The sequence below is a fragment of the Pseudonocardia kujensis genome (genome assembly GCF_021283305.1).
Taxonomy (GTDB): domain Bacteria; phylum Actinomycetota; class Actinomycetes; order Mycobacteriales; family Pseudonocardiaceae; genus Pseudonocardia; species Pseudonocardia kujensis.
Genome location: NZ_JAJSOK010000005.1, coordinates 171,583 through 188,784 on the forward strand (window position 1 = coordinate 171,583; position 17,202 = coordinate 188,784).

Annotated in this window: 17 protein-coding genes and 1 pseudogene; 8 read left to right on the forward strand and 10 right to left on the reverse strand. The window is 70.6% G+C overall.

The genetic code is table 11. The features are described from left to right. The first annotated feature begins 362 nt into the window (after positions 1-362). The 6 genes from LWC35_RS06100 (at position 363) to LWC35_RS06125 (ending at position 4,452) form a co-directional block, all read left to right on the forward strand. Positions 363-1,634 (forward strand): PucR family transcriptional regulator, encoded by a 1,272-nt coding sequence (locus LWC35_RS06100; RefSeq protein WP_232868900.1) that lies wholly within the window; start codon positions 363-365, stop codon positions 1,632-1,634. A 513-nt stretch (positions 1,635-2,147) separates the two neighbouring features. Beyond that, complete coding sequence (locus LWC35_RS06105) at positions 2,148-2,291, forward strand: hypothetical protein (protein ID WP_232868901.1); 144 nt, start codon at positions 2,148-2,150, stop codon at positions 2,289-2,291. Positions 2,292-2,303: 12 nt separating this feature from the next. Beyond that, positions 2,304-2,525 carry a hypothetical protein gene (locus LWC35_RS06110; RefSeq protein WP_232868902.1) on the forward strand — a complete coding sequence of 74 codons (222 nt, stop codon included), beginning with the start codon at positions 2,304-2,306 and terminating at the stop codon, positions 2,523-2,525. 140 nt (positions 2,526-2,665) lie between these two features. After that, a complete protein-coding gene (locus LWC35_RS06115; RefSeq protein WP_232868903.1) occupies positions 2,666-3,787 on the forward strand; it encodes a globin domain-containing protein in 1,122 nt (373 codons plus the stop codon). Continuing rightward, positions 3,784-4,173, forward strand: a complete 390-nt coding sequence (locus tag LWC35_RS06120) for a hypothetical protein (protein ID WP_232868904.1) — start codon at positions 3,784-3,786, stop codon at positions 4,171-4,173. The genes LWC35_RS06115 and LWC35_RS06120 overlap by 4 nt, the downstream gene beginning before the upstream one ends. 48 nt (positions 4,174-4,221) lie before the next feature. After that, positions 4,222-4,452: a hypothetical protein gene (locus tag LWC35_RS06125; protein ID WP_232868905.1), complete on the forward strand. Its 231-nt coding sequence runs from the start codon at positions 4,222-4,224 to the stop codon at positions 4,450-4,452. Between the two features lie 358 nt (positions 4,453-4,810). Here the strand turns inward: LWC35_RS06125 and LWC35_RS41225 are convergent. The 7 genes and pseudogenes from LWC35_RS41225 to kdpF form a co-directional block, all read right to left on the reverse strand. Next, positions 4,811-5,187, reverse strand: a pseudogene (locus LWC35_RS41225) (hypothetical protein); the annotation flags it as partial. Positions 5,188-6,380: 1,193 nt separating this feature from the next. Then, positions 6,381-7,550, reverse strand: a complete 1,170-nt coding sequence (locus LWC35_RS06130) for an NAD(P)/FAD-dependent oxidoreductase (protein ID WP_232868906.1) — start codon at positions 7,548-7,550, stop codon at positions 6,381-6,383. Positions 7,551-7,556: 6 nt separating this feature from the next. After that, positions 7,557-7,751: a ferredoxin gene (locus tag LWC35_RS06135; RefSeq protein WP_232868907.1), complete on the reverse strand. Its 195-nt coding sequence runs from the start codon at positions 7,749-7,751 to the stop codon at positions 7,557-7,559. A gap of 113 nt (positions 7,752-7,864) precedes the next feature. Continuing rightward, the gene (locus LWC35_RS06140; protein ID WP_232868908.1) at positions 7,865-9,148 is read right to left on the reverse strand and encodes a cytochrome P450; all 1,284 of its coding nucleotides are present in this window, start codon (positions 9,146-9,148) and stop codon (positions 7,865-7,867) included. Between the two features lie 260 nt (positions 9,149-9,408). Further along, positions 9,409-9,600 carry a hypothetical protein gene (locus LWC35_RS06145; RefSeq protein WP_232868909.1) on the reverse strand — a complete coding sequence of 64 codons (192 nt, stop codon included), beginning with the start codon at positions 9,598-9,600 and terminating at the stop codon, positions 9,409-9,411. Between the two features lie 100 nt (positions 9,601-9,700). Then, a complete protein-coding gene (locus LWC35_RS06150) occupies positions 9,701-10,690 on the reverse strand; it encodes an AraC family transcriptional regulator (protein ID WP_232868910.1) in 990 nt (329 codons plus the stop codon). Positions 10,691-11,181: 491 nt separating this feature from the next. After that, positions 11,182-11,262 (reverse strand): K(+)-transporting ATPase subunit F, encoded by an 81-nt coding sequence (gene kdpF / locus LWC35_RS40850; RefSeq protein WP_372463002.1) that lies wholly within the window; start codon positions 11,260-11,262, stop codon positions 11,182-11,184. A 453-nt stretch (positions 11,263-11,715) separates the two neighbouring features. On the opposite strand from kdpF, the gene LWC35_RS06155 reads away from it, so the two are divergent. Next, entirely contained in the window at positions 11,716-12,912 is a 1,197-nt protein-coding gene (locus tag LWC35_RS06155) for an MBL fold metallo-hydrolase (protein WP_232868911.1), read from the forward strand. A gap of 294 nt (positions 12,913-13,206) precedes the next feature. Continuing rightward, on the forward strand, positions 13,207-13,617 hold the full coding sequence (locus tag LWC35_RS06160) for a hypothetical protein (RefSeq protein ID WP_232868912.1): 411 nt from the start codon (positions 13,207-13,209) through the stop codon (positions 13,615-13,617). A gap of 120 nt (positions 13,618-13,737) precedes the next feature. Here LWC35_RS06160 and LWC35_RS06165 read toward each other — a convergent pair whose 3' ends face one another. From LWC35_RS06165 to LWC35_RS06175, 3 genes are all read right to left on the reverse strand, one after another. Then, on the reverse strand, positions 13,738-14,514 hold the full coding sequence (locus tag LWC35_RS06165; protein ID WP_232868913.1) for an SDR family NAD(P)-dependent oxidoreductase: 777 nt from the start codon (positions 14,512-14,514) through the stop codon (positions 13,738-13,740). A gap of 109 nt (positions 14,515-14,623) precedes the next feature. Further along, positions 14,624-15,898 (reverse strand): imidazolonepropionase, encoded by a 1,275-nt coding sequence (gene hutI, locus LWC35_RS06170; RefSeq protein WP_232868914.1) that lies wholly within the window; start codon positions 15,896-15,898, stop codon positions 14,624-14,626. Then, positions 15,895-17,187, reverse strand: coding sequence for an NAD(P)/FAD-dependent oxidoreductase (locus tag LWC35_RS06175; RefSeq protein WP_232868915.1), 1,293 nt, complete (start codon positions 17,185-17,187; stop codon positions 15,895-15,897). The genes hutI and LWC35_RS06175 overlap by 4 nt, the downstream gene beginning before the upstream one ends. Positions 17,188-17,202 lie beyond the last annotated feature (15 nt).

A 17,202-nucleotide genomic window follows, 5' to 3' on the forward strand; every position in this document is an offset into this window, starting at 1 on the left:
CGGCGGCGAGGTTCTCCAGTAGTCGCGCGCTCGTAGTGAGGATCCTCGTCGTGGCCCGGCCTGGCTGCATCGACCGCATGTGGGTCGCGGCCGCCGCCAGCGGCACCGGATCGACACAGGACGGATGCACGTCTCGAAGCCTCCTTCAGCCGGGCAAGGTCCGGCTCGACAACACAGATGATCACGGCGCCACCACGGGCGTGTCGCCACGACAGGGGTGCCGTTCTCGACGGTGCCTCCTTCACCCGGCCTGGCACAGGGGCGAACCTGAACGAAGTTGGATTGCACTTGATTGCCGTGCTCCGGCAATCTGGACCGGACGCCGGCCTCGCTCGCAGGTACGGCGGAGGAGAACGACAGCGATGACCCACCCGACCGGACGACCCAGCAGCCCACCCGATCCGCACGCCCGAAGCGGCGAGCAGGCCTGGCTGCACCGGGTAGCGCAGGAAGCCAGCCGTGGCGCCGGAGGCGTCCCGGTCGAGCTCCTCGGCGGTTTCCTGTCGGTGCTGGTCGAGGCCGCCACCACCGGCCGCCGGCCCGACAAGACCGAGCTCGACGCCGTCGGGCTCAACGGCCGTCGAGCCGCTGAGCTCGGCGTGTCCGCCGGCAACACCGTTCAGCTGTACCTGTCGGCGGCCTGGCGGCTCTGGCGCGAGCTGCCCGCCGTGGTGGAGTTCCCCGACAGCGCCACCACCGCGAATGCCGCCGAGGCCGTCATGCGCGCGGTCGACCGGGCCGTGGCCAGCGTCGCCGAGGGCTACACCCTCGCCCGCCGGGACATGATGCGCAGCGAGGAGACGCTGCGGCGCGAGCTGATCGAGGACCTGCTGCGCGGCGACGCCGACATCGGCGCGCTGGTCGAGCGCGCCGAGCCGTTCGGGCTCGACATGGCCCAACCCCACCAGGTGGCCCTGGCCGCGCCCACCGGCCGGCTCGTCGACGCCGAGGCCGCCCTGAGCAGCCTGGAACGCGAGGTGGTGCAGGGTATCGGGGACCGCGACGTGCTCGTCGCCACCAAGGACGGCAGCATCGTCGTGGTCGCCCCCGCCACCCCGACCGCCCCGGCCGGGCTCGCGGGTCGCACGCCGCCTGGTGGATACCCCACCCCCCGCGGGGGGCTGGGGGAACTGATGCACACCGACCTGAGCCGCTTCCCGCGCGGCGGCCCCTGGCGCATCACCGTGGGCCGGCCCTACCCGGGCTCCTACGGTATCGCCCGCTCCTACGAGGAGGCCCGCGAAGCGCTGGGCATGGCGGTGCGCCTGCAACTGGAGATGCCGGTCGTGCGCGCCGAGGACCTGCTGATCTACCGGGTCCTGCTGCGCGACCAGCCCGCCATCACCGACCTCGTGCACGCCGTGGCCAGCCCGCTGGCCAGAGCACGCGGCGGTGCCGGACCGCTGCTGGAGACGCTCGACGCCTACTTCGCCACCGGATGCGTGGTGACCGAGACCGCCCGACGGCTGCACCTGTCCGTGCGCGCGGTCACCTACCGGCTGGAGCGCATCGCCGAGCTCACCGGCTACGACCCGACCGACCCCGCACAACGGTTCACCGTGCACGCCGCCGTACTCGGCGCCCGCCTGCTCGGCTGGCCCCAGCGCGACCTCCCGGCACCCGACCCCACCTGACTCACCCCGCTGCCGACCCTCCAGAGCTTGGTTGCCGAGGTCCGGCAGATTCGCGGGTGCATAGTTGGCGGGTCACCGCCCCTGCCGGGGGGCGCGTTCCCCGGCATCGTGGGTGTTGTCCAGGAAGTGCCTGGACCGGGGCATGCGGGTGTCCTCCTCAGTCCCCCTGCCGGCGCCCGCATGCCCGCCACCCGGCCTCACGCGGCCGCGAGTTGTCGTGCCGCGTTGTCGTGCCGAGTTGTCGGGTCGCATCGGGAGCGAAGGGACGAAGAGGCAATGACGTCTGCTCGAAAACGGGTGATCGTCGGCGTGACCGGAACGCTGACCAACCCGGCCGCTGGACCATCCCGCCCACCGCCCGCCGGTGCCTGCGCCAGGCCCGATGCCCGGTCCTGGTCGTACCCGCCCCCGAGATGGCCCGCACCACGCCGACGCTCGCGCGGGGCAGACAGGGCACCCGGCAGCTACAGCGGGTCATCGCCGGCTGGGCCCTCGCGGACAAGGCGGCCTGACATGGGCGTCGTCGCTGCACTGCTGCGGCGTCTCCCGCGTGATGTGGCCCGCGCTCACTCCGAAGCCCTCACGCAGGCTGCCATCGCCACCCACCTGCCGGCCGGCTTCGAGCTCAACGTCATATCCGAACTCACACAACAGTAAGGTGGATCACCAGTGCGTCTCTGGAGCTACTCGCTGCTGCGCGCTGTGCCGCTGCGCATCCCGGTCCGCGGCGACCAGCTCGTCCACATCGCCGGCACGGCGGCCGATCGTGCGATGCGCGCCGAGTACGGCGCCGCGGCCGGGGCACACGCGATCCCGGCGCGTACCGCCGAGCAGCTCGCCACCTGCCGCCGCGCCGCGGCCGGTACCCCCGCCCGGCTCGGCAGGCGCTGATGCACCACCCGGCGACTCCCCAGGGCCCGAGCGCCGCCGCGGCGAGCTCCCCGGCGTCGGCCGACCCGAACCCCGCAGAAAGCCGCGCCGGCACGACGCGACCGCGCAGGCGGCAACGTCGTGCTCGCGGGACGGAGACCATGGACCAGGCGCAGCTCGACCTGCTCAGGCGCAGCCGCGCGCGGGTCGAGAACCGCGCCGACGAGTTGACCAAGCGTTTCTACGAGGCCCTGTTCGAGCACGCGCCGGGGCTGCGCACGTTGTTCCCGCTCGACCCCTACGGCCGTCGGGCACCGCTGGCCGACACACTGATCTGGCTGCTGCAGCGCCTCGATCAGCGCCGCGAACTCACCGAGCGACTTGCCGATCTCGGGCGCGATCATCGCAAATACGGCATCACCGCCGCCCACTACGAGGCCGGCGGGCAGGCCCTGCTCGCAGCCCTCGCACACATCCACGGCCCGTCGTGGACACCCTCGCTCGCTCACGCCTGGGCCGGCGCCTACACCGCCGCCACCCACGAGATGCTCACCGCCGCCGCAACCGACCGCGGACCGGCGCTGTGGCTGGGCCGCGTCGTCGAACACCAGCGACTCGCCGCCGATCTCGCCGGCATCGTGGTGCAAACTCTCGAGCCGCTGCCCCACCACCCCGGCCAATACCTCAGCGTCGAGATCCCCCAGCGCCCCGGCCTGTGGCGCTACTTGTCCCCCATCGAGCCGGCCCGCCCGGACGGAGTCCTGCGCTTCCACGTTCGCGCCCTACCCGGTGGGCTGGTCAGCCCCGCCCTGGTCGCCCGAACCCAGCCCGGCGACACCTGGCGGATCGGCCCCCCACTCGGCCGGCTCCCGGACGCCCTCACCACGACCAGGGATCTCCTCCTGCTCGGCCAAGGAACCGGCCTCGGGCCCCTGACCGCCCTGCTCGCCGCCCTCGACACCCGCGAGGACCCGCCGCCCACACACCTCTACGCGGCCGCACGCAGCAAGAACGAGCTCCACGCCCTGCTCCCCAGCGGCCCACCCACCCGCCACCGGCCGTGGCTGACCGTCACCCCGGTCCTTCCCTCCACCGGCACCCACCGGCCCAGTTCCCCGGTCGGAGCCGCGCTGCGGGCCCGGATCTGGCAGCAGCACGCCATCGTCGTCTGCGGGCCACCCCGCATGCAGGCAACGGCCCTCGACCAGCTGCACGCCGCCGGCATACCCGCCGAGCAACTCCACAGCGACCCCCTGCCGACCTCACTGGCGATCACTCGATGAGTCACCCGAACGCCACCATCGACGACGACCACGCGACCACACAGGACGTCGGAGAAATCGACCTGCAGCTGGTCGCTCAGATCGTCCGCCGAGCCGGAGTCGACTGCCAGGTCGACGAGACCCCCGCAGCGACGACCTTGCACGCCCGCAAGGCCATGGGCGACCCGGCGTGGACCGTCATTGCGGGGATTTCCAGCGACCCGAGCACACCGCTCGCCTTCATCGGACCCACGGACTCCACCCGCACCCGACTGCTACGCGACCCTGACGAACGCCGCCTCGCCGCGCTCATCGTGCTGCAAGCCCAGCGGGACAACCCCCACGAGCTCCTCACCCACGACGAGGCCACGGCATCCGGCCTCGCCGACAACATGATCTGGCGCTGACCCCGCCAGTCCCCTCACCTGCCAACACCATCGACACAAGAGCGCACCATGACACCCTTCCGCGGCACGACCCGTGCTCACGCCATTGAAGAGCTCCTGCGCGAGCTCTCGGACCTGCTGGCCGCCTGCTACTCGGTCCCTGAGACCGAGCAGGAGGTCTCCTGGGCCGCAGACGCCGACCGGATAACTGGCCACGTCGCCCTCGCACTCGCCACCGCTCGCGCTCGGCTCAGCCCCGACGCCCGAGCAGTGCCCGCGCCCACGTTGCACCTGCGCTAATGCAGCGCCCGGCCACGACAACAAACACAGCACCTTGGCTGGGGCAGATGCTCGGGTCGGCCTGCCCACCGTCATCGCAACCGTGCACGACCATGCAACGCAGGATCGATCGGCCCCTCGCCAGTGGCGTGGCAGGACCGCGAGGACCGGGGCCAGCGACGTGACGGCGAGGAGCGGACATGGTGCCCGGCCAGGGCGCGGGGGCAGCGGGAACGAGGGACGTCGTCAGCTCTCTGCCGGCGTTCGGCCCCGCCCGGGGAGGGCGCCTGGAGTGGCACGCCGGCAATGGCTGGGGTTCAGGCCGCGGATGCCTTTGAACGCGGCGCTGAACCCGAAGGCGTCGGAGTAGCCGACAGCGCGGGTAGGCGCCGACAGCCAGGGTCGTCGCCTCGGACGCGACGTCGCGGCCGCTGTCGTGCCAACCGAGCCGGTGCCGCAATCCCCTTGTTCGGGTGTCGCGCAGAACTTGCCGCACCTGATCGGCTCGGCCTCGGTCCCGACCTCGTCGACGAAGGCGAACAGCGCGAGGCCCCGCACGATCAGCGTCTCGCCGGGGGCGAGGTGCTCGGGTGGGCGGCGCGCAGGGGCGGCTCCGTCGCTCGGCCTCCGCGATGATCCACCCCGCTCTCTCGAGCACGGTGCACAGCGTGAGCGGGCGCCGTCGACGAAGAGCAACGACTCGCTTCCGGGCACCGGCCCTGACGATCGCGAAAGACAGCCCGTAGGGGCTCGCAGGCATTCTCTGCACCCAGAACCTGGACCGTGCCCACCGACTGGCGGCGCAGCGGCAGGCCGGCATGGTGTGGATCAGCTGCTTTTCATGCGCGACCTGCGCCTGTCCTTCCGCGGCGAGGGACAGAGCGGGGTCGGTCGCGAGGGCGCCTGTACCCCCGGGAGTTCTTCACCAACCCTCGTGCTGTGACTCTGCGCACGCACTGACGGAGACGAGCGACGACGAAGGCCCGGTCCTCGACGAGAACGCAGCGGGCCTCCGTCGTCGGGTAACGGAACGGCCAGGGTTTCACTAGCTCGCAAGCGGCACAGCCAGCCCGCTGTAGGTGCCGGCGGAGCTGCTCTCCGCCGGATCACTGCAGCGTGCCTGTAGTCGGTTCCGCCCACCAGGTTCCGCATCGCCGTGGCGGTGGCCCGAGGGTCAGGCGTCCGATGCTCGACCAGCATCGTCCAGTTCCGTCCGCGTTGGCGCCAGCACGTCACGGACCCGACCACGACGACGTCCTCGACCCCGACCGCACGGCAGGAGGACGTGCAGAGCACGCCCGCGAGGTCGACGTCGACACCCGACCCCAGCAGCCATGCCGCTGACGGCGCTGCGCCAATCACGATCAGCGCCCCGGCCCCGCCCGGCCCCGCCCGGCACCTCGCGGGCCTCACGAGTCGACACGGCGCGGATCCGACCGCGCACGGCACTTCCGCGCGGAGCGGCAGGGCGAGGGGCAGAGGCCAGGGACGCCGGCGGTCGACAAGTGAAGCGCGGCGACAGGGCTTTGGTCGAGGCCCTGCGAACCTGGGCCAGCGCACGTGTGCCAGGTCCGAAAGTCGGGAGCCCACGCGGGATCACATCAAGGCAGCCCGTAGGAAGTCGGCTCCCGGTGGCGATGATGAGGCCGTCGTAGGCGAGGTCCTCGCCGTTGCAAGATGGACGCGGCGAGCCCGGGTGTCCAGCCCGATGGCGGCCACACCGAAGCAGGTTTCCACTCCGCCGACTCGGCCGAGTGCGCGAGCGCCGGGAGCCGTGCCTCGTCGACCGCGATCACCTCGCGACAGGAGCCGGACAATCGCAGCTCCCGGACCGCCTCGGTTCCTGAGCGCCCGGCTCCGACGACGATCCGGCGGTTCGTGGGCTGATTCCTCTGCGGCTTCACGCCGACTCCTCTTCGTTGAACCGCCGGCTCGTCGTGTGTCGGCGCTCAGGGCTGGGGCAGGGTGTACTGGGAGGCCAGCTTGCGGCGGTAGTCGATGAACGCCTTGTTCTTGTTGACCATCAACGCCCCGACAAGGTCGTCGCCGCTGTGCCCCTCGACGACCAACTGCCCGGCTTCGGCGTTGTCCTCGATCACGGATATCTGCTGAACCCTGCCCCACAGCCCGACGGCCTTGATCTTGGCGCCGTACTGGTCGGACCAGAACGTGGGCACCGGGGCGTACACCTCGGCGTTTGCCGGGTCGAGCAGGTTGCGGGCGGCCCGCCGGGCCATGTCGCTGGCGTTGGTCCAATGCTCGACCCGGATCGCGGAGCCGACGCGCGGGTGCGGCCACATGGCCACGTCACCTGCAGCGACTATGTCGGTCCGACCGACGGCAAAGCAGCGTTCGTCGCACAGCACGTTGCCGTCCTCGAGGACGACCGATCCGGCCAGCCACTCGGTGTTCGGCGCAGACCCGAGCGCGATCAGCACGAGGTCGGCGCCGAGGCGCGTGCCGTCGTTCAGGTGCACCGCCTCGACCCGGCTCTCGCCCTCGAAACGCTCCACCTTGGTGCTCAGATGCAGCCGGACGCCGTTCTCCGTGTGCATCTCCGTGGCCCGCCTGCCGAAGTCCGGGCCGAGGACGGGCATCGGATGGGGTGCGACGTCGATGAGGGTCACGTGCTCGACGCCACGCTTGCGGAGCGTGGCCGCCACCTCGCAGCCAATGAAGCCGGCTCCGACGATGACGATGCGTGGACGTTGCTCGATAGCGTCACGCAGCGCGATCGCGTCGTCCAGACCGCGCAGCATGTGGAAGCCCGCCAGGGTCGGCAGTCCGGGCCACTCGCGTGCCCGCCGACCGGTGGCGATCACGAGCCCGTCGTAGGGCAGCTCGCCTCCGTCTGCGAGACGGACGACCCGGCCGCCGGTGTCGAGACCGGCGGCCGGACGTCCGAGGACCCACGTCGCGTCGAGGTCACCGAGGGGGAACGCGCACTCGGCGGGTTCCATGTCACCGGCGAGGACCTGCTTCGACAGTGGCGGCCTGTTGTAGGGGAGATGCGTCTCATCCCCCACGATGGACAGCTCGCCATCGAAGCCCTTGTCCCGCAGCTCCTGTCCGGCCCGCAGCCCGGCGAGGCCGGCTCCGACGACCACGATGCGACGCATGACAGGTCAGTCCTCCAGCTGCAGCGCGGCGATGGGGCAGATCTTGACCGCCTCGATCGCCTTGTCGCGTAGGCTCTCGTCCGGGTACTCCTGAAGGAGGACGACCTTCTCGCCGGCCTCGTCCATCTCGAAGATCTCGGGGGCGGCGACGACGCACTCGGCGTGTCCCTCGCACAGGTCGTAGTCGACGATCATCTTCATGGTCAGCGGTCCTTCGTGAGGTGCAACTGAGCTGCCCGGCCTTGGCCGGGAGGAGAGTCCCGACCGGGAACCCGGAGATCGACCCCGGTCCCCGGTCGGGACGGCCCAGCCGTTCAGGGGCGGTCGGCCGGGATCGGGTTCTGGGACGGGTCCCAGGTGACGAGGCAGTGCTCGACGCCGCGGTGGGAGATGTTCTCGCCGTAGACCCAGGGCTGCCCCTCGACGAGCTGGATGTGCGGCAGACGCTTGGCCAGCTCCTCGAGGATGATGCGCAGCTCGAGCCGCGCGAGCGCCTCACCGAGGCAGCGGTGGCGCCCCTTGCCGAAGGCCAGGTGGTGGCGCGCGTTCTTCCGGCAGATGTCGAGCTTGCCGGGGTTCTCGAAGACGTCCTCGTCGTGGTTGGCCGAGTGCAGCGCGATCATGACGGTCTCACCGGCGGGGATCTTGACTCCGCGGATCTCGACGTCCTCGGTCGTCGTCCGGCGCCAGTGCGGCACCGGGGTCGCGAAACGCATGATCTCGTCGATGGCGTGGGGGATCAGCGACGGGTCGTTGCAGATCATCTCCCACTGGTCGCGGTTCTCCAGCAGGTGCCGGAACGCGTTGCCGGAGGTGTTGGTCGTGGTCTCGTGACCGGCGAACAGCAGCTGGAGCATCACCGTGTACGCATCCTGGATGTCGTACAGGCTCGGGTCCTCCTCCTGGAGGCGCCGGATGTAGTGGCTCATGATGTCGTCGCCAGGGTTTTCCACCAGCTTGTCGACGTGGGCCTTCGCGTACTCCCAGTACTTCGCGATGCCCTTGGCGTCCTCCACCTGCTCCTCATCGGTGGGGATCCCGAAGCCGAACTTGCCGTTGCCCTTGGCGTACTCGCGGACGCGCTCCATGTCCTCCGCGGGCACGGCCATGAGCTGGAAGATGACCCAGGCGGGGATCTCGAAGACGTAGTCGGCGACGAGGTCGCACGAGCCCTTCTTGACCAGCGAGTCCAGCTTTTCGTTGACGAGGTCGCGGATCTGCGGCTCGAAGCGGTTGACGACCTCCTCGCCCAGGTACTCGCGCAGCACCTTGCGCTTGACGGTGTGCTCCGGCGGGTCCTCGTCGACGATGGTGTTGTCGACCTTGATCCCGGCGTTGACGATGATGTCCAGCGCCGCCGGGCACGGCGGCTTCACGAGGTTCAGAGCGCCCTTGGCGGTGTACTTCTGAGTGCCGACGAGCCGCTCGATCTCGTTGATGTCGTCGTACTTCGTGACGACCCAGACGTTCAGCCGCGGGTTGTAGAAGACGGGCTGCTCGGCGCGTGCCCGGGTGTAGTACTCGAGGGCGGTGTGCGGGTTGAGGGGGTCGAACTTCTCCCCGATCTCTCCGATCGGGCGCTCGTCGAGAGTGCTCACGGTTGCCTGTCCTCCTAGGGGCGTCAGACGGGGCGGTCCGCCGCCGGCGGGGGCGGGAACCCTGGCGACGGCGACCTGACCGACCCGGCGGGAGGCGTGGGCCGGGGCCCGTGCGCCACCTGCCGTGGTCCTGCACAGGTTGAGTCGTGTGAGACGGCGGTCACAACAACGGTTCAGGCATGGTGAACAACGGACGTCGTGGGGACCGACGCGTACGGCTTCCCCGCCACGGACCGGGCGGGGAAGCCTCGCGAGCCGGGTCAGCCGGTGATGTCCCGACCGAAGATCTGGCCGGCGATGGCCCATTTCTGGATCTCGTTGGCGCCCTCGTACGTCTCGCCGATCTTGCAGCCTCGGTAGATCGCTTCCAGGTCCGGGGCGTCGTCCCGGCCACGCCGGTAGGCGAAGCCGAAACCAACCGAACGCCAGTACGACGCCCCGGCCGATGTCACCGACGAGACCTGACGCGGTGTCGTCTACCTTCGCGCCGCCAGGGAACGCACAGGCCTTGTCCAGGAAGCGCACAATCAGGCCCGCGCGAAACGGCCATGCTCAGAGAGCAGAGCCGAGGACCTCTGACGGGGACGTGCCGTAGGTGGCGCGATGGCGGGCCGCGAACCGGCCGAGATGAGCGAAGCCCCAGCGGTGCGCGACCTCGGCCACAGTGGTCCGCTCTGGGTCGGCGGCGACGAGCTCCGCGTGCGCGCGCCTGAGCCGGACGTCGCGCAGGTATTCCATCGGCGTGGCCTGCAGGTGCTGCTGGAAGCCCACCTGCAGGGCACGCACGCCCAGCCCGACGGCTGCCGCCACGTCGGTCACGGTGAGGGCTTCGGCGGCCTTCTCCTCGATGAACGCCTGGGCACGACGCAGAGCAGCCGGCAGCGAGGGCCCCGGTGGCTCGAGCACCTGCTCGAGGAAGGGATGCTCGACTGCGAAGAGCAACCCCGTCAGCAGGCTCTGCATCAGCGGGCGCATGACCAGGGCGTTGTTGAGCAGCGTCGAGTTGTCGTCGAACGCGGTGAAGAGGTCGACCACCGACCGCGCGACGGCCCACCAGTCGCGTCCCCGTCCACTGGCGAGATCCAGCGATGACGACAGCTCGATGGGTCCCCGCACAGGAGTGCGGAGCAGATCGCTCAGCTGCGTCTCCAGGGCTGTGCGGTCGAGCTTGACCCCGAGCAGCGGCTTGCCTTCCCCGAAGCCCTCCATCACCGTCTGGCCGTAGGGACGGAAGACGACGGCGCGTCGTACCGACGCCATCACCCGGTCCGGCCCCGACCAGCTGTCGACCGTGCCCGCCAAGGGGACGTTGACCTCGTAGGCGGTCTCCATGTCGTCCGTCTCGATGTGGACCGGATCGGCATAGCTGAGCATGCCGACGGTGACCGGCCCGAAGGACACCGCCTTGAGCCTCATGTCGAAGGGCCGAGCCTCGTCGAGCAGGCGCAGCCGATGGGGGAAGTACACGGACGTGCCGAGGCGGCGGGCCTCTTCGATCGCGGTGCACCTGCCCGCGATCGGCTCCCGTTTCGCCTGCTCCATCGCTGACCTCCGCTGACGGCGGACTGCGCCAGGCTACCAACGACGGAAGACGCGAGCAGGAGGGCGAGCCTGCGTCCTCCGCTGCAGGTTGCCGGCGACGGCCCTGACCGCGCCGAACAGGACCGCAAGGCCAGCCGTCAGCAGGACGTAGATCGACGTGCTCGGCCGGCTGACCATCAGCGAGAGAGGGAGGAAGACCAGGCTCGACCGGCCCGCAGCCGAACGCGAGCGGCAGCAGCGGCTGCAACCGTTGCAGCAGGTAGAGCAGCACGACCGAGACGTACGAGAAACCCAGCACTCCCGCGGCGGGGTGGGCAGGCGCTGCTCGACGGCGGCGTCCACGCCGGCGAGCCGACAGATAGCCGGACTCGAGCCACCAGCCCGCGCGGCCGTGAAGACCCGGGCCATGTCGTCGCCGAAGGGCCCTTGGCAGACCGCGAGCAGGAGCAGAAGCAGCGGCCTGCCGCAGACCCGCGACGGTGTCGCTCACCTCAGAACCTCTCCGGGCGGAGCAGCGCCACCACCAGGTGCCCGAGCAGGACCAGGACGACGCCGCCGAGCACGTTCGTCACGACGTCCGGGTAGTTTCAGCCGCTCCAGCCCGCGCAGGCACGCGGCCACCGCGGTGAAGCCGCGGACCAGCAGGACCGCGTAGAACACATCGGCCGCCGGATCACTCGTTCCCGGCGAACCGGACCATCCGACCCGCCAGAGCCGAGCATGGGCCCGGGTGACGGCCCGCCGGGCGCTGGTTACGCGACCTTGACGTCGTACGGGCGGATGTCGATGTCCTCTTGGTGCGGCGGCACGCCGCGCGGAATCGGAGCCGGGTGAGCCGCCACGCTGCGGCCGTTCTCGGCGGGGACGGTTATCCCGAACGGCCCTCGCGATTCGGGGCTGATCGACCGGGATGTCCGGATGATGACCGCGGACGAGGGCACCCCGAGTCAGGATCGGTCGAGCGCTCCTCCACCCCGCCCCCTCGTCGGCCGCGAGAGGTACTCGACGGAAAGCGAGCACAACGAATGTGTGACGTCGTCGCCGCAGCGGTCCGAGCGGGTGTCTCCCGCCGCTCGATGCTCACCGGGTTCCTCGGCGCAGCCGCCACGATCCCTCTCGTCTCCGCTGTGTCCGCGTGCGCGCCGGCACAGACCCCGGCGCCCGTGGGCGCCGGGGGCGCCGGGGGCGCCGACGGATTCCGGACACAGGCCATCCTGCTGGGCACGTCGGGCGGACCCGCGTACTGGCCCGGGACAGAACGCCCGGGGATCGCCTCCGCCGTCGTCGTCGGCGACCGGTTCTACGTCGTGGACGCGGGGGCGGGTGTGCTCGGTCAACTGCGTCGTGCCCAGCTGGGCAACTGGCAGCACGACACCGACGGTCCGCTGGACGCGCTACGCGGCGTCTTCCTGACGCACCTGCACTCCGACCATGTGGTCGACCTGAACAACCTGTTGACCGAAGGCCTCTACAACGGACTGCACAAGGTGCCGGAGAAGGTCCAGATCTGGGGCCCCGGGAACAGGGGCGCGCTCCCGCCGCTGTTCGGCCCACCGCCGGCACCCCGACCTGTGGCGCCCGACAACCCGACGCCGGGCACTCGCGAGATGGTCGACCTGCTCGTTCGGGCGTTCGCCACGGACTACAACGACCGCGTCTTCGACAACCGGAAGCCGACGCCCGACCAGCTGTTCGAGGGTCGCGACGTCCCGATCCCCGCTCAGTTCCTCGCCGACCCGAACCGGAACCCGCATCCCAGGATGTCTCCGATCACCTTCTACGAGGACGACGCGGTGCGCGTGTCGGCGACACTTGTGCAGCACGCGCCGGTCTTCCCCGCGCTGGCGTTCCGGTTCGACACCGACGACGGTTCGGTGGCCTTCTCGGGCGACACTGGCCCGAGCGAGAACCTCATCGAGCTCGCGAGCGGCGTCGACGTCCTCGTGCACGAGGTCATCGACCGCAAGTACGTGGAGCAGCTCCTCCCGGCGCCGCGCACCGATGCCCAGGAGGGCCTGTTCGAGCACCTCGTCAACGCGCACACCGTCGTCGAGGACGTCGGGCCGATCGCCGAGCGGGCGGGCGCGAAGACACTCGCGCTCTCGCACCTGGTGCCCGGAAACTGGCCCGACGAGGAATGGCGGCGAGCCGCCGAAGGCTTCTCTGGCAGGCTCGTGGTCGGCCGTGACCTGGATCGCATCGGAGTCGGCACGCCGCGGTGAGCCACCCAGTTCCCGTCAGGTTCGCCCGTCCTCGCGTCGGTGGTCACGAGGTTGCCCCGGCCCCGGAGGGGTAGTCGCGGGCGACACCGTGGAGCTTCTCGACGACTAGCGCGACCGCTCCCCTGGGGGCACGCACCCGGTGACCGGTGCGCTCACCACTCTCGCCGGACTCGCCGCGGTCACCTGTCCGGGCCGCACGCCCTCTGGTCGCCGGTCAGCCGTCGCACGGAGCACCACCGCCGCCCGCAGGCGGCGGCGCTCGACGACCAGGGCGGCGGAGACGACGTTGTCGAGGTGGGATCCGGAAAGCCCTCGGACGTCGGCAGCGGCATCGTGGTCGGCCTCGTCGTCGTCGGAGCCGGGGTCGTCGTGGTCGTAGCCGGAGGCGCGATGGTCGCGGTGGTCGCGGTGGGGGCCGGGGCGATGGTCGTCGGTCCCGGACGGCCGGGGCTCGTGCCACCACGTGAACGCTCGACCAGCTACGGCGTCACCGAGACCTTGCAGCCCGCACCGAAGGACACAATGCACTGGCCAACCGCCCTGCGCCGCCACGCCCCGGGCGGCGTCGACCCGATCCTCGACACCGTCGGCGACCGCACCCAGGGCACGAGCCTCGTCGGACGGGTGCGGAAGGCGGCGCGATCATCTCCACAGCATTCGGTTTCGAGGAACGGGCTCCTCGCCGGCGACCGGTTCGTGCCATGAACTATCAGCTGGACCCAAGCCGAGCCATCCCCACATCGGGCTGCGCGGCAGGACCGCTCCGCGCGGTTCGGTGACCCGGTGGCTCGACCAACGCGGCCCACCGCCGACGGACAGAAGGGCTCAGAAGAGCGCCTTGCCGCCGTCGAGCCGGATGACGGCGCCCGTGAGGTAGGACGAGCAGGTCGACAGGAACAACAGCGTCTCGGCGACGTCGTCGGCGTCGCCGTTGCGGAACTCGTACCGTGATCCGATCCGAATGGTGCCGTCCTCCACGAGGGGCTCGCCCCGGTAGCGCCGGAGGGCGTCGTTCGTCCCGTCGTCGGAGCGGTAGAACTGGGTCGGCGCGACGGCGTTGCACTGCACGGTCGGCGACAGCGCCACCGCGAGCTGCTCCATCAGTCGGACCAGTGCGGTCTTGGAGAGGCCGTGGGGGATGAGGTTCGGCCATGCCTCGGTGGTCGAGTTGCCCACCAGCGCAATGATCCGCCCGCGCCCCTGCTTCTTCATGACCTTCGCGGCTTCCTGGCTGAGGAAGAAGGGACCCCGGATGTTGACACCGAAGGACGCGTCGAAGTCGTCCTCGGTGACGTCCTCGAACTCCTTCGGGCGCAGCGAGCTCGCGTTGTGGATCAGGACGCTGAGATCCCCCTTCCAACCGAATGCCCGCTGCACCAAGGTCCGCGCGTCGCCGGTGTTCGACACGTCGGACTCGATCGCGATCGCGTCACCGCCTGCGGCGCGGATGAGATCGACGGTCTCCGCTGCCAGCGTCGACTGCCTCCAGTGGTTGACCACCACGGACGCTCCGGCTCGGGCAAAGTGCTGTGCGAACGTGCGGCCGGCCCGCTCCGCCGAGCCGGTGATCAGGACCGTTCTGCCGGCGAGTTGCGGGTCCATGCTTCTCTCCTGTCCTCCACCTCGGGACGAGATGGTCGTGTCGATGTGTGCTGCGGTCCGATCGGAGGCCTGCCTCGGCCGGGCGGACCATGTCGTTGGCGGTACCGGGTCAGACCTCGCGGACACCCGCTCTCCACACAGCCTTCGTCAGCGGCACCCCGGGGCGGTAGGCGAGGTGGGCGATCGAGGGTGCATCGAGCGCCTGGAGGTCTGCTCGTGCACCGGGACGAACGACGCCGACGGCCGGTTGTGGCGTGCCGAGTGGATCGCGCCAGCCGTCCTCGTGCATCCCGAGCGCGACCGCACCGCCCAGTGTGGCCGCCCGGACCGCCTCCCGGACCGACAGCCCCATCTGGAGGGTGGCGGTAGCCACGCAGAAGGCCATCGAGGTGGTGAAGGACGTACCCGGATTGCAGTTGGTCGCGATGGCGACGACCGCCCCCGCATCGAGCAGGCGGCGAGCTGGTGCCAGAGGCATCCGGGTGGAGAGGTCACACGCCGGCAGCACGGTGGCGACTGTGCCCCGCGTGCCGGCCCCCCAGGAGGAGGCGAGGGCCTCGACGTCGTCGTCGGTGAGGAACCCGACGTGGTCCACGCTGAGAGCGTCGTACTCGACCGCGAGTCGTACACCGGGGCCGTGCCCGAGCTGGTTGCCGTGGAGTCTGCGCGCGAGACCGCGCTCTCTCGCACTCGCGAGGACCCGGCGGGTGGCCGCACCGTCGAAGGCGCCGGTCTCGCAGAACGCGTCCACCGCCGTGACGAGGGGAGCGACCGCGTCGAGCATGGGGCCGGTCACGAGGTCCAGGTAGGCATCCGGATCGTCGCCCTCGGGCACGATGTGCGCCCCGAGGAAGGTGACGGTGTCGACATGCCGACCCGCGACGCGTGCGGCCCGCAGCTCGTCGGCGACCGTGAGGCCGTAGCCGGTCTTGGTCTCGATCGTGGTCGTGCCGCCACGGCGGGCCTCACCGATCAGCCGTGCCAGGTTGGCGGCGAGCTCCGCGTCGCTGGCCGCGCGGGTGGCCCGGACCGTGACACCGATACCGCCGGCCGAGTACGGCTGTCCGGACATGCGGGCCTCGAACTCGGCGGTCCGCTGCCCGCCGAAGACCATGTGGGTGTGCGAGTCGACCCAGCCGGGAAGCACCGCACGGCCGCCCAGATCGACTCTCCGGTCCGCGGCCGGTGCGGCGGCGGCCGAGCCGACCCATGCAAGGCGATCGCCCTCGACCACGACCGCGGCGTCGGTGATCCTTCCGCCGTTCTCGTCGTCGTTCGTCGTCAGTTCCGCGATGCCGTCGAGAAGGACGGACCCCTTCCCCACGGTCGTGTCCTGGTGTCCGTCCTCACGTCCGGGCTCGTCGCCGCGCTGCATGAGGCTCATCCTCGCGACTGCTGTTCCCGCGGCGCACGCAGCCGTGAGAACTGTGCCGTCGAGTAGGTGCGAGCGCTGAACGGGCTGGCGAAGGGGATGGTGGTGTGGTCCTTCCCGTCCAGCTCGCTCTCGATGACGTGCCGGAGCAGCTCCCCCACGATCGGTGCCGTCTTGAACTGGGTGCCGGAGGTCGCCATCGCGACGAAGAGGCCGTCGACGCAGGTCCGGTCGTAGATCGGGAGCCAGTCCTCGGCGGCGTCGTAGAGCCCTACGACGCCGCTGCGGGCCCGCGGGATTCCCAGGTCCGGGATGCGTCGGGCCATCCGCAGGGTGGTGCGTTCCCACGCGGTGGCCGTCACGTGGCGGTCGAACCGATCCGGGTCCTCGATAATTGTCTGCTCGTCGGCCAGGTCGCCGTTGCTTCCGCCGAGGAAGGCATCACCCCGCTCGGGCCGGAAGTTGATGTTGAGATCACCGTCCACCAGGTGCACGCCCTGGAGCGCGAGGTCCAGCCCGGGGGGCGACGCGATGTGGATGAGCTCTTCTCGCATGCGTCGGGTGCGAACCCGGAAGTCCGACGTCGCGCCGATACCGCGGAGGAGGGCGTCCGTGTGGGGACCGGCGACCACCAGCACGGCAGCGGCCCGCAGGACCGTGCCATCGGTGAGCGTCACTCCGACAACACGGTCACGCTCGCGGTCGATGCTGCCGACGGCGGCCGACAGCCGCAGACGCGCCCCTGCCCGCTGTGCGGCGCGCATGAGGTTGACGGCGGCAAGCGTGGGATCCCCGACGTACCCCGACTGCGGGGTGTAGAGCCCTCCGGCGAGGAACTCCGACGGCTCCTCCCAGAACGCCTCGTCCTGCACCGGCCTCGGTGGCCCGAAGCGATGGAAGTCGAAGTACGGGAAGTGGCCACTCATCTGGTCAAGGGACCACTTCTCGAAGGTCACACCGGCCATCGTCATGGCTGCCGCGGCCTGCCCGACGAATCCGTTCCCGGCATCGAGGACGAGGGAGCCGCAACGCACGAAGCGGGCCAGATCTTCGGACGCGTCCGCCCCGAGGAACTCCCGCCAGCCGGTCCAGGCGACGAGCGCGTCGTGGGCCAGGGCCGAGCTCTGCGCGTCGCTCGCGTGAACGCGGATGATCCCGGCGGACGCCCCGGTGGAGCCGTCGCCGACGCCACTGTTGCGATCGACCACGAGGACGTCGTGACCGGACCTCGCCAGCGCAAGGGCGGCCCCGGCGCCGATCACTCCAGCCCCGACGATCAGCAGTTCGGCTCGACCCTGCACGTCCACTCCACCGAT

What these genes read in the sequence shown, in the direction of transcription:
- LWC35_RS06100 (WP_232868900.1), top strand. Translation starts at nt 363, where the DNA reads ATGACCCACCCGACCGGACGACCCAGCAGCCCACCCGATCCGCACGCC.
- LWC35_RS06105 (WP_232868901.1), top strand. Translation starts at nt 2,148, where the DNA reads ATGGGCGTCGTCGCTGCACTGCTGCGGCGTCTCCCGCGTGATGTGGCC.
- LWC35_RS06115 (WP_232868903.1), top strand. Translation starts at nt 2,666, where the DNA reads ATGGACCAGGCGCAGCTCGACCTGCTCAGGCGCAGCCGCGCGCGGGTC.
- LWC35_RS06120 (WP_232868904.1), top strand. Translation starts at nt 3,784, where the DNA reads ATGAGTCACCCGAACGCCACCATCGACGACGACCACGCGACCACACAG.
- LWC35_RS06125 (WP_232868905.1), top strand. Translation starts at nt 4,222, where the DNA reads ATGACACCCTTCCGCGGCACGACCCGTGCTCACGCCATTGAAGAGCTC.
- LWC35_RS06130 (WP_232868906.1), bottom strand. Translation starts at nt 7,550, where the DNA reads ATGCGTCGCATCGTGGTCGTCGGAGCCGGCCTCGCCGGGCTGCGGGCC.
- LWC35_RS06135 (WP_232868907.1), bottom strand. Translation starts at nt 7,751, where the DNA reads ATGAAGATGATCGTCGACTACGACCTGTGCGAGGGACACGCCGAGTGC.
- LWC35_RS06150 (WP_232868910.1), bottom strand. Translation starts at nt 10,690, where the DNA reads ATGGAGCAGGCGAAACGGGAGCCGATCGCGGGCAGGTGCACCGCGATC.
- LWC35_RS06155 (WP_232868911.1), top strand. Translation starts at nt 11,716, where the DNA reads ATGTGTGACGTCGTCGCCGCAGCGGTCCGAGCGGGTGTCTCCCGCCGC.
- LWC35_RS06165 (WP_232868913.1), bottom strand. Translation starts at nt 14,514, where the DNA reads ATGGACCCGCAACTCGCCGGCAGAACGGTCCTGATCACCGGCTCGGCG.
- hutI (WP_232868914.1), bottom strand. Translation starts at nt 15,898, where the DNA reads ATGAGCCTCATGCAGCGCGGCGACGAGCCCGGACGTGAGGACGGACAC.